The sequence below is a fragment of the Lysinibacillus sp. EB271-A1-10B genome (assembly GCF_058791335.1).
In genome coordinates, this window is sequence record NZ_JBYTDL010000002.1 from 415,644 (window position 1) to 427,378 (window position 11,735).

Annotated in this window: 13 protein-coding genes and 1 pseudogene; 8 read left to right on the top strand and 6 right to left on the bottom strand. The window is 35.8% G+C overall.

The genetic code is table 11. The features are described 5' to 3' along the window. Window positions 1–7: 7 nt before the first annotated feature. A complete protein-coding gene (locus AC3WSK_RS05105) occupies window positions 8–1,225 on the bottom strand; it encodes an MFS transporter (RefSeq protein ID WP_079560048.1) in 1,218 nt (405 codons plus the stop codon). Between the two features lie 252 nt (window positions 1,226–1,477). Here AC3WSK_RS05105 and AC3WSK_RS05110 point away from each other — a divergent pair, with 252 nt between their 5' ends. After that, complete coding sequence (locus AC3WSK_RS05110) at window positions 1,478–2,059, top strand: TetR/AcrR family transcriptional regulator (protein WP_079560049.1); 582 nt, start codon at window positions 1,478–1,480, stop codon at window positions 2,057–2,059. Window positions 2,060–2,508: 449 nt separating this feature from the next. Here AC3WSK_RS05110 and AC3WSK_RS05115 read toward each other — a convergent pair whose 3' ends face one another. Further along, entirely contained in the window at window positions 2,509–3,690 is a 1,182-nt protein-coding gene (locus AC3WSK_RS05115; RefSeq protein WP_492412782.1) for a pyridoxal-phosphate-dependent aminotransferase family protein, read from the bottom strand. 214 nt (window positions 3,691–3,904) lie between these two features. On the opposite strand from AC3WSK_RS05115, the gene AC3WSK_RS05120 reads away from it, so the two are divergent. The 3 genes from AC3WSK_RS05120 to AC3WSK_RS05130 all read left to right on the top strand — a co-directional run bounded on the left by AC3WSK_RS05120 (window position 3,905) and on the right by AC3WSK_RS05130 (window position 5,315). Continuing rightward, window positions 3,905–4,597 carry a nuclease-related domain-containing protein gene (locus AC3WSK_RS05120; protein WP_079560051.1) on the top strand — a complete coding sequence of 231 codons (693 nt, stop codon included), beginning with the start codon at window positions 3,905–3,907 and terminating at the stop codon, window positions 4,595–4,597. 24 nt (window positions 4,598–4,621) lie between these two features. After that, the gene (locus AC3WSK_RS05125) at window positions 4,622–4,957 is read left to right on the top strand and encodes a pyrophosphohydrolase domain-containing protein (protein WP_427484685.1); all 336 of its coding nucleotides are present in this window, start codon (window positions 4,622–4,624) and stop codon (window positions 4,955–4,957) included. 85 nt (window positions 4,958–5,042) lie between these two features. Next, window positions 5,043–5,315: a lipoprotein gene (locus tag AC3WSK_RS05130; RefSeq protein ID WP_427484684.1), complete on the top strand. Its 273-nt coding sequence runs from the start codon at window positions 5,043–5,045 to the stop codon at window positions 5,313–5,315. 26 nt (window positions 5,316–5,341) lie between these two features. Here the strand turns inward: AC3WSK_RS05130 and AC3WSK_RS05135 are convergent, their stop codons facing one another. Further along, a complete protein-coding gene (locus AC3WSK_RS05135) occupies window positions 5,342–5,827 on the bottom strand; it encodes a hypothetical protein (RefSeq protein ID WP_492412785.1) in 486 nt (161 codons plus the stop codon). A 432-nt stretch (window positions 5,828–6,259) separates the two neighbouring features. On the opposite strand from AC3WSK_RS05135, the gene AC3WSK_RS05140 reads away from it, so the two are divergent. From AC3WSK_RS05140 to AC3WSK_RS05150, 3 genes are all read left to right on the top strand, one after another. Continuing rightward, window positions 6,260–7,003, top strand: a complete 744-nt coding sequence (locus tag AC3WSK_RS05140) for a hypothetical protein (RefSeq protein WP_492412787.1) — start codon at window positions 6,260–6,262, stop codon at window positions 7,001–7,003. A gap of 364 nt (window positions 7,004–7,367) precedes the next feature. Next, window positions 7,368–7,589 (top strand): YdbC family protein, encoded by a 222-nt coding sequence (locus tag AC3WSK_RS05145; RefSeq protein ID WP_079560055.1) that lies wholly within the window; start codon window positions 7,368–7,370, stop codon window positions 7,587–7,589. A 220-nt stretch (window positions 7,590–7,809) separates the two neighbouring features. Then, on the top strand, window positions 7,810–7,917 hold the full coding sequence (locus AC3WSK_RS05150) for a putative holin-like toxin (RefSeq protein WP_427484680.1): 108 nt from the start codon (window positions 7,810–7,812) through the stop codon (window positions 7,915–7,917). 165 nt (window positions 7,918–8,082) lie between these two features. Here the strand turns inward: AC3WSK_RS05150 and AC3WSK_RS05155 are convergent, their stop codons facing one another. Continuing rightward, the gene (locus AC3WSK_RS05155) at window positions 8,083–8,709 is read right to left on the bottom strand and encodes a nitroreductase family protein (RefSeq protein WP_427484679.1); all 627 of its coding nucleotides are present in this window, start codon (window positions 8,707–8,709) and stop codon (window positions 8,083–8,085) included. Between the two features lie 391 nt (window positions 8,710–9,100). Next, the gene (locus AC3WSK_RS05160; protein ID WP_079560057.1) at window positions 9,101–10,345 is read right to left on the bottom strand and encodes a ferredoxin reductase family protein; all 1,245 of its coding nucleotides are present in this window, start codon (window positions 10,343–10,345) and stop codon (window positions 9,101–9,103) included. Between the two features lie 204 nt (window positions 10,346–10,549). On the opposite strand from AC3WSK_RS05160, the gene AC3WSK_RS05165 reads away from it, so the two are divergent. Then, a complete protein-coding gene (locus tag AC3WSK_RS05165) occupies window positions 10,550–11,038 on the top strand; it encodes a metal-dependent hydrolase (protein ID WP_079560058.1) in 489 nt (162 codons plus the stop codon). Window positions 11,039–11,112: 74 nt separating this feature from the next. On the opposite strand, the pseudogene AC3WSK_RS05170 reads toward AC3WSK_RS05165, so the two are convergent. Then, window positions 11,113–11,735 (bottom strand): annotated as a pseudogene (locus AC3WSK_RS05170) (IS3-like element ISBsp3 family transposase); the annotation flags it as partial.

Consider the following 11,735-nt stretch of genomic DNA (forward strand, 5'->3'; position numbering starts at 1 on the left):
GTCAAATCTAATATTTTGTAAACCGTTTAGTCGTAACCCAAAAAATTAGAGCAATTGCACTGATTAAAGCTCCGAGGAAACAAACCCCTTCCCAACCAAAGTGTGCATACATCTGTGTAGAAGCAAATGAGCCGCCAGCACTGCCGATGGAATAAAACATCATATATCCCGCGGTAAGTCGACTCCGTGCCTCTGTACGTAATGGAAGAATCATCGTCTGATTAGTGACATGTACTGCCTGTACGGCCAAATCAAGCAACACAATACCTACAATTAATGCCAATAACGACTGTTCTAGATAGTCGATAAACAACCATGAAATGAGTAATAGAATTAAAGCAATACCTGTCGTTCTTTGTCCGTAACCTCGATCGGCCAGTTTCCCAGCCTGTGCTGCAGCTAGTGCACCAGCCACTCCAACGAGACCAAATGCGCCAATTACACTATGTGAAAGAGCGAATGGTGGCGCACTAAGTGGCAGAACAAGTGAAGTCCACAAAATACTGAAATCAGCAAAAATTAGCATGGCTAAAACTGAGCGGATGCGTAATGTTCTTTCTTGCATAAACAGAGTGAAAACGGATTTAATTAGCTGATGATAGGGGAGTGATTTTACTTCACGCTCCACCTTTGGTAACACCTTCAGAAACATACAAACCATTACAAACATGAGGGCGGCAGAGACTAGATAGACGGAACGCCATCCTGTAAGGTCTGTTAATAGACCAGCAAAGGTTCGAGCGAGAAGAATGCCAATGACGATCCCGCTTGTAACAATACCAACAACACGTCCGCGTTCTGTAGGGGAGGCCATAGTTGCTGCAAACGCCACAAGTGTCTGCGTCACAACTGCAAGTAGACCAACTAAGGCCATACCTGTAAAAAGTACCACGCTAAAAGAAGCGGTACTAACTATAACCAAAGCCGTTGTGGATAATAGCATCTGTCCGATAATCAAGCGTCGCTGGTTTAGTAAATCTCCAAGAGGCACTAGAAATAATAAGCCCAACCCATAAAAGATCTGCGTGATGGTAATTACAACACCTATTGTCGAGTGATCAATATTAAATTCATTAGACAATTGATCAAGTAACGGCTGTGCGAAATAAATATTGGCGACAGACATTCCACAGGCTGTAGCGAATAATAAAGTTACAGTTCTAGACATAGAGGGTTGTAGAATCATCACAGAAGCATCCACTTCTGGCCTCAGATCATTGTCCATACCCTATCCTCCATTCAATATTGGATTTTAATTATAACATACCGTTCGGTACAATATAATTATTGGTAAATATATCTTAGTGCTGTTTATAATGTCAAGTGTTTATTTAAAATTATTTTACTCCGTATTTACCTAACACAATGAAAATTGACAATAAAAGCAGCTGATTATACAATATTTACATACTGTTTGGTATTTAAAAATTTAAAGTGACAAACTCACTAACTCTTAAACAATGGAGGTGGATTTTTTATGGCAAGAACCCGTGAATTTGATGAGGAAAAAGTTTTAGAGGCTGCCATGCAGTTATTTTGGGAGAAGGGCTATGAAGCTACTTCTTTAAGTGATCTCACTGCTAGAATGGGGATTCAACGTCCGAGTATATATTCAACGTTTGGTGATAAAAAAGAACTATTCGAAGCAGCACTTCGTAGATATACGACATCTCGTGCAGCTGATATACGAGCTAGACTTCAAGGTCATACCTCTGTAAAACAGACATTTGCTATTTTTTTTGAAGAAGTGATTGCTGCTGAATATACGAAAGATCTTAGTAACGGCTGTTTTTGCATCAATACAATGGTTGAACTAGCTCCTCATGATGAGAGATTTGAAATCTTAACGAGAGAACATCAACTTTATCTAGCAGTCATTTTTCAGGAGACAATTGAACGAGGAATCCAATCAGGTGAATTAGAGGAAGGCACGGATGCAAAGTCTATAGCACAGGCTCTAATTGTAGCGTTAATTGGATTAACGGTCATGATGAAATCTCAACCACAAAAATCATTTGTTGACAATGCAATCGCAACAACTCTCACATTACTTAAATAAATTTTGTAAACTATTACGAATAAAATTAAATGGTACATGTAGAGGCTGAGACAAAATAAATTTCTGAAATAGCCGTGAATATTCGAAAATATAAGACAAGGTGGCAAAGCCTTGTCTGCCTCTTTCAAAAATAATAAAAAAAGTGAAATCGACGACGTGATTTCACTTTTTTTTATTCCTTCTCGAGACTAATTATGTCCCAGCCTCAATATAAAAAGCAGTAACGAAAAATTTGTTTCGGGCCCATTGAAACTAGAGGGATTAAATTTATGAAATTAACTCAAATAAATAAACAAACCTCCAAATCCATATATAGATTTGGAGGTTTAAAGCTTTATCCCACGTTACAAGCAGTAAGAATGAAAACAACAAGCTAGATGGGAGATTAACTGCTCGTATAAGCCCAATTGGTGAAGACTAATCTCTGGGAATACAGAAGACCTCACTGATTAAAGTCTCGCTTTTTCGTGGCATTGTTTTCGCTGGGCGGTTAAAAATACTTCTTGTGCTGCCCGTACACCTGCGCCTGGCTCAAAGTCATATTCAAAGTCTTGAAGTGCTGCTTCCATTAAAGAAACGGCCTGTAAAATATCACTTGGGAAACAATAGCCCATATGACCGAATCTGAAAATTTTACCCTGCAAATGACCAAGTCCTCCAGCGAAATCTAAATGATATTGCTGCTTTAAATGTGACAAGAAGTCACCGAGAGTTATTCCTTTTGGTGCCATAATCGCTGTAATGGTCGGAGAAGCCTGCTCATCAGTAGTGAGAAGTTCAATATTAAGGGCGTTCATTGCATGACGAACCATGTTTTTCATAAGTTCATGGCGGTCAATTGTTTGTTCAATGCCTCCTTCTTCCTTTATAAGCTTACATACCTCATGAAGTCCATATATTAGTGTGACAGTAGGCGTATTCGGAGTCATTCCTTTTTCTGCCCAGCTACGATAGCTCAATAAGTTTAAATAATAGGATGGTGCTTTATTTTCTTCAATAACTTTCCAAGCTCTTTCGCTTACACTGACTAAAGAAAGTCCAGGAGGTAGCATCATGGCTTTTTGAGAGCCAGTAACAAGAATATCGATGCCCCAAGCATCCATTTCAGCAGGAGCTCCACCAAGGCAACTTACACCATCGACAATACATAATGCATCCGTTTCTTCACGAACAACTTGTGCTAATTCAGCAATTGGGTTTATGATCCCAGTCGAAGTTTCATTGTAAGTGATAAAAACAGCTTTAATCTCTTGTAACGGCTGCAAAAATTCTCGTAGCTCTTTCGCTGTGCAAGCTTGTCCCCATTCTTTTTCAAGCTTATGTACATGAAAACCGTATTTCTCACAAATCGAAACGAAATAGTCTCCGAACGCTCCAACAGTGATTACAACAACATTTTCACCAGCAGAAACAGTGTTAATCGCAGCAGCTTCTAAAGCGGCCGTACCACCTGATGGAAGGAGTAAAATATCCTGTTTTGTCCCGAAGACAGGTTTTACTAATTCAATTGTTTCACGGTAAAGCTCCACAAACTCATTGCTTCGATGACTAATAATATCACGATTCATCGCAAGCTGAACCTTTTTTGGGATAGGAGTAGGCCCAGGATGTCTTAAAATATTTTCGTACACTATCATAACCCCTTTGCGCTAAAATTTGTAGATTCTAAATATTCTAATTATATTATAACATACTTTTTGATAGCTAACTTCTTTTTCAAAAATACAGTGGTAATTGATAAGGAAAATAGTTGAAGAATGTAAAAACATAATTGGTAAAATTGGTATAATGATTTTGGGAATTATTGCCTTTATGGAGTAAAAAAATTATAAGATAGGGGGATTTATGTTGCTAATTATTTTCTTTGTATTGATAGTTTTAAGCTTTTACCTCATGGACAAAAATTATCGGAAAAGTGTCTATTATAAACTGACAAAAAATAATTTCTTTGCAGTTAAATTCAATAAAGGGAGAAATGGTGAGTACTTAACATCGAAAATTATTGAGAAGCATGCTTTACAGAGTCATAGGCAATTATTAAATGTATATGTTCCAAAGAGAAATTCAGATGAATTAACGGAAGTTGACCTTCTATTTATTGATCGAACGGGACTATATGTGATTGAGTCAAAAAACTATAGTGGTTGGATTTTTGGTAATGAAGCACAACAGCAATGGACACAAACGATGCCGAATAAGAAAAAATATAAATTTTTCAATCCGATCCGTCAAAATGCTACGCACATACGTGCAATTCAAGATTTCCTGGAGCTTCCGATAGAATCAATTCATTCAGTCATTGTGTTTAGTGAGCGCTGTACATTGAAAAAAGTGGCTGTAACTTCCCAAAATGTACATATTGTAAAACGAGAGAATTTAAGGCGTTTTATCCAAACACAAAAGCAAACTGCAAGACAGCTTTTCTCTCAAGACGATATTCAAGCAATTTACAATAAGCTTGTGCCTCAAATGCAAGTATCAGATGAAGTCAAAAAACAACATATTCAAATGATTCAGCAGAAGTATGGTGAAAAATAAGATGTTAAAAGGGAGACTGGGGACATGCCAATATACAATAAATTAGTACGTGATTTAATTCCACAAGTAATTGAGGCGAGAGGTAAAACATGTAACATAAGAATACTAGAGCAGAGTGAACATTTAGAAGAAATAAAAGTGAAAATGCAAGAAGAAGCATTAGAATTTCAAAAGGCAACCTCTCCAAAAGAAGCCATTGAGGAACTTGCAGATATTTTAGAACTAGTACATACAGCTATACAAATGTACGATGTTTCCTACAAACAATTAAAAGAAATACGGACTCAGAAGAAGAGGCAACGAGGAGGGTTTTCAAAAGGTATATATTTAATTGAAGTAAAGGATGAGGAGGGAAGCTAAAATTATAATGATATACATTTACATAGGATACTGAAGAACATTTACTATGATCGATTCTATAATTTTATTTATAGGGGTGATTGGAATGAAAAAAATAATTTTATCCATTTTGATTGTACCTCTTTTGAGTGGATGTAACGGTTTTCCAAACGGTACTGTTAGTCAGCCTGGAGGCAAAGTTATTGTGAATGGAGAACAATATACAATGATTTCTCAAGTAATTTCGAATAACTACAATGGTAGGATAGAGGAATCAAAAATTCAAAAGTTAAAACGTGAGATAAGGTCTTCCCTAAAAATCAGGAGATTCTATAGTAAAAATAAGTTCAAAACCTCTTATACCCTTTTAAAGGTGTAAAGAGGTTTTTGTACTTGCATATGTATTTATGCAACGAAAGGTTTATTCATTTTCATTAAGCCGTAAATATAATAGAATAGTCCGAATGTAATGAATGATAAAATGATATAAAGTATAGCTTTGCCAGTTTCACCAGTCCAACGATAGAAGAGACGATAAGTGAAATATAAAGTAAAGCCCAAAAGACCTAATGAAGCAATAATACCTATAAGCGGAACAAATGAAACAATTATTAATCCAACGTAAATAAGAGCATTCTTTTTCGCTGCACCACGGACAGTTGCGTTATCTTCACCCTTTGCAGTTAATAGGAAAAGGCTATAAACGTTAATAATTGGAATCCATGCAATATAAGCTAAATCGCTAAAACCATTTATTTTTGAAGCCTTATAATAAATGAGTGAACTAATAACATAGCTTACAATACTCAGCACAAGCCCAATTAACATAATAATGATAAATATACCTCCGAGAGCCGCATCAAAATCATCGTAATAATAAGAATCGTACACAAGATAACCTCCTTTCTAAAAAATACTTTTTTATGATAACAGTGCTAAAGTAATAAATCTACAGTTAAAAATATCCGGAACTTAATGGTAAAAACATATTTATATTATTTTCTTGGAATTATATTTGATAATAATAATGTGTTTTTGCTACCGGATTATAAGACAAACCATGAATTAGTGATTGAACCAAAAAAGGAAGTAATGACAAAGGATGGCTTAGCCTTGTCGTTACTTCCTAGTTCGGTAGTAATGTTGCTGCCGCTACGTTGGAACTAGGCTTTAGCACAAAAGAATATCTGTTGTCCTAAAGCCTTCGGTGATGTTATTTTAAAAATGAATGTTGTTTTTATCCTTTATTTTACAGTAGAAGAGAGTACATGTTATATTGCATGTAGCACGTGTAAAATAATAGGCGGAAGGGGCGCATAGAAATTGAAAAAAGAAATTGGAATATTGATGTTGTTGAGTATTTTTACACTATCTGGATGCAGTTTAGATAAGTCAACAGCAAGTACAGTAAAGGCTTCTGGTGAACAGGAAACAACGCAGTCGGAGCAACAGAAAGATGAAAAGTTGATTGAGACTTCAGATGATAAAAAAGTTAAACTTTACGCACTTAATGAAGAAAACAATGAAATAAAAAGCGTAGTTTTGGATATTGATGGTAAACGAAAAAACTTTGATTGGGAAATCCCTAATACAGGAACTAAACCCCAGCTTTTCTATACAGATCTTACAAATGATGATAAGGAAGAAGCCGTAGTTATAATCCAAACTGGACGAGGAACAGGATTAGATAACTATGATATTCATGTTATTAATGTTGAGGATTTATCAGAGTTTAAAGTACAAAGTTATGAAGACATTGTGGCTAATGAAATTAGATCAAAAGTTGTTAAAAATAATGATGGTACATTAACGATTACAGCTACAGCGCAAGGAAAAGAATCTAAATTTGATTATGATTTTGATCCAGCGCCAAATCTAGATCAAGATGAACTTGCTTTCGGCGGTGTAGTTGTTTATACATTGGAAAATCAAAAAATAAAATTAAATATGCCTGGGTCTGTAGGAGTATCTCCAGTATATGGAGGTGATTTCAACATCACATATAAATTCGATAGTGCCAAGAATGAATTCATTGTTGATCAAATTGAAATGATTCCTACAAAATAATAAAAAGAAAAACTAACAATAATATAATTTGTGTCCTTTGTAAAAGACAATACGCTTTAGGTAACTTAAAAAAGATGATGACTGTATCGTGCAGGCGTTATCTTTTTTTATGAGCATTGAAGGAATTTCAATGGGGCAAAGACTAAATTGGGAAGGTTGTTGCCATTAGTACTTGAAGTATAGAAACCAAAGAAAGTACACAAATTGAAGTAATAATTTGATTACTTTAAGGAAGACCATAGAAAAGTCCAGATTTCGCGATCTAATTTCTATACAATTCCATTATTTCATGCTTTGTCACGTTTGATAATCCTATTATTTCAAGATATAGTTCTTATTACAGATGCATTAAGGAGGAATACATATGGCAGAAATTAAGTACGAAATTATTGAAACGATTGCGGTGTTATCGGAGGGCAATAAAGGCTGGAAAAAAGAATTGAATTTAATTAGTTGGAATGATCGTGAACCGAAATACGATATTAGAGATTGGTCGGAGGATCATACAAAGATGGGAAAGGGTGTTACGTTATCAATGCCCGAACTGCAGCTTTTGAAAGAGTCGTTAGCTAAATTGTCAGAATAACAAAGGAATCTTTTCGTGTTTATTAGGCACAACGTAAGTCGGGATTCGTGCTCCTGAAGCGGCAAATGAGAATATAGCCTTTCCTGACTATCTGCGAGGAAAACATAAATCTTCTGAGGATTTTCCGTAGAATATATTTCAAAAAATTGGTAGACTATCAATAGCAACAATTCATAAAGCAGGTGGCGGCTGAACTCCCTTTTGAAAGGGGGTGAGGCGGATGACAGTATTTGAAGCATTCAGTTTGATTGTACAAAGTAGCATTTTGCTAATTGCAGTACTTACACTGATGCTTAGCATTATTGTCTCTCAAAATAAAAAGAAATAGCCACCCTGCCGGCTAAGTAAGGTGGCGATTGCTATAACTTTCACTTGGTCAGCCGCTATGGTTGCGGCATGATTGTTGCTTTTGGCTGGATGTTAACGCATCCAGTCTTTTTTATTCTATAGTCAGTGTATCATATTTATTCTAAAAAGAACATTTTGTATAGTCTTAAATGAATTTGGCAATGTCATTTAACGCTAAACGAGATGAGCCGTAAGCTGGTGCTGCTGCTTTTCCGATGGCGATTAAGACGATTGGCACTAGATTATCTGTTAATTCGAAGTGTTTCGCAAAAGCCTCTTTATTGAAGCCACCCATTGGTACTGTATCATAGCCCATATCTTTTGCTAAAAGCATGATTTGCATAGAAATTAAGCCTGCATCAAATGTAGCAATATTTTTTAGAACCTCTTTAGGAAGGTTTGAATAAAGCTTTAATGAATTTTCAATCATCATATTCGATGTTGCTTCATCCATATAGCCAAGTTCGAAATTTTTTGTATAGACTTCTTCTACATTATTGTACATTTCAGTATCGCCTAATACCGCAATGATGGCAGAAGCAGTTTCAACTTGCTCCTGGTTATTAGCAATCAAACGTAGTTCTTTTTTTACTGCTTCATCTTGGATGACTAAAAAGCGCCAAGGTTGTAAATTGCTTGATGATGGAGCGGTTGTTGCCTCAACAAGCAAGTCCTCTAATTCAGATTGTGGAATTTTAAAATTTGCCTCATATTTACGAACAGATTTACGATCGTGCATTACTTTATTTAAATAACTTTTAGTTGTAGTCATGTTAAAAAATCTCCTTTAAATTTGATGAGATTTTTACTATACGATATCCTTTTTAATATTCCAAGTAAATTGCTCGAATTAGAGAGTTTTGACTTCTTTTAGCGGGTATCCAAACATCTGCTGAAATAGTGGAACTCAGTCTAAGAACGCCACGCCCTGTGGCAACGGCTGAGTGACCAACATCGTGTTGGCCTAAAGCCTCCGGCGGATGTCACGGAATCGGAAAGGAGTTCACTTAGGATGTTAGCCTAAAATCATCGCATCCATGCGATAACGGCTAACTGACCTGCATCGGTAAAAATGCCACGTCCTGTGGCATTACCGAAATGACCGACATCGTGTCGGCCCTCGTGTAGGCCTAAGCACAAAGCCGATTCCGGACATTGATTAATTACTTAAATTTAAATGCTTCGAAGTGAATGCTTAGATCTTTATTGCAGGTTTTCAATTGCTTTGCAAAACGTTTAAGCATCTTTTGGGGGCCACACATAAAAATACTCGTATGCGCGGGCACTGAAATATTTTCAAAAGAAAGCCTGTCCATTTGGGCAGTATCAATAAAATTCACGCTAAATTGTTGATTTGTTTGTGCATACTCCTGTAAAAATTCCTTATAGATTGCGTTGTCTTCGCCATGATAAGTGTAAAATAACTCGATATTACGATCGACGGGCTGTGATTGCAAATAAGATAAAAATGGAGTAATGCCTATGCCACCTGCTATCCAAACTTGTTGTTGTGAGGCATTTTCAAAATTAAAATGACCATATGGACCATCAAGTGTGACTGGTGTGTTCAGTTGCACGGAATCATATACTTTTTTTGTGAAATCACCAAGTACCTTCATAGAGATAAATACTTTTTTTTCATCGCCACCTGAAATAGAAAATGGATGAGGCGCCTTTTCTATGCCATCTTGCAAAATCTTGATAAAAATAAATTGTCCATGTCGATACGGTAATGTTTTATCAAGTGTGAGTTCCAGCTCAATAACATTTGGCCCCAATTTTTTGATCCCCGTAATGTTGCCATTATATTTAAAAAACATATCCTGATACATCGTCAACATATATAATGCTGACATAAATCCAATAGTAGCCGTTATTACGGTGAAAATTCCTAAAGGTGTAGGCTGTAATAAATCGTATCTGCTTGAAAAATAAGCATGATAAATTCCAAATGTATAAGGGATAAGCAATAACCGATGAAAGATCCGCCAATGTTCATATTTTAGAAATTTAGCTAAAAGTGCAATTAAAATAAGCGCAATGAACCCATATTGGCCAAGTGACCCTAGTTCTTTCGCAAATTCACTGAATGAAGTTCTTTCTACTTTATCGAAGCGGGGGACTAGATCTTGTAATTGCCCATGGATAATCACCAATACTAGTGAAAATATTGCTAAATATTTATGATAAAAATAAACATTCTCTAGCCCATAGAACCAACGCTCAAAAATTTTTATTCTTGTTGCTAAAAAGAAGACAAGAAAGAAGCCTGTAATGGCCATGCCTCCAATGATATGACTAAGCCTGTTAATAGCATGGATAGGTTCTATAGGTGTAGCAAAATACCACAGGTAAGCACTACTACTCATTATTAGTATAATAAACAAAATTCCTTTGATAGATTTCATATATAACCTCCAATACTCATTTTTATCTCTAATCATCTTATATATACAATAAGAACGTGAAATGTTTCTGATTTTTATGAGAGTTTTTTACGAGTAAATATAAAAAAGGGGGATTGTTTGTTCGGAATATATGTTCCCTTTTGGGCTGGGGTGTGATAAATTAAGAAAGGTAAAAATATAGAGACATAAGGAGTGGAAGTAAATATGCAAGGGAATACACATATTATCGGAGGCATCACGGCAAGCCTTGCTTTTGCACAAATTTCTAATGATAATCCTCTTGTTTTAGTAGGAGCAGGAGTTATCGGTGCATTACTTCCAGATATTTGCCATGGCGGCAGTAAAATTGGGAGGAAGCTTCCCATTATTTCAAAGATTGTCAATACTATGTTTGGACATCGTTCCTTTACACATAGTTTGCTTTTTTTATTTCTAGTTGGAATGCTACTACATACATTTATACCTTACAAATCCATTTCACTAGGTATTTTATTAGGGATGGCCAGTCATATACTTCTTGATATGGGGACGAAGAAGGGTGTTAAACTGTTCTTCCCAGTTTCCATTTCAGTGCGTCTACCCATTACTACAAAAACGGGTAGTAAAGCTGAAAAGGTAGTGTTTATGTTGTTAACAATACTTTCAGTCTTTTTTAGCTATGAAATTATGATTAAGCTAATACAGACAGTATAAAAAAGAAGCCCTGTACGAAATTTTTGAACTGAACCCTATAAAGTAGACAGTTTAATAAAAGACCATTTGCTACATTAAACAGCGATTAAATGACTTCGGTATGCTGCCGGAGTCATTTTTTTTAACGTCCATTGCTTTCTTGTATTGTTGTAGTGCTCCATATAATCATCTATCATATATTTTAATTCTGATAAGCTTCCAGCTTCTTTATATTCTATTTCATCTTTAAAATGCCCAAAGAATGACTCCATTGGCGAATTATCTAGGCAGTTTCCTCGGCGAGACATTGACTGAAGTAATCCCATTTCTTTGACGCATTTTTGAAATGCTGGGTGTGTATAGTGGAAACCTTGATCTGAATGAATCATCGCTTCAGGATGTAAATTGTCATTGATATGTTCTTCTAATTTCTTTAGCGTACGATAAACAAACTCCATGCGTAAACTTGTCGATACCTCATATGCAACGATTTCTCGTGTTGCAACATCCTTTATACACGATAGATACGCTGTTTGTCCGCCACGATATTGTAAATACGTAATATCTGTTAAAAACACTTTGCCTGGCTCTGTTTGATGAAAATTACGATTTAGATGATTAGGTACTTGACGATGGATTTTTGTAGCTTTGGCAAGATTTCGATAAGGGTTTGCACGTCTTACTTTCGAATATAGATTGAATTTACGCATTAATCGTA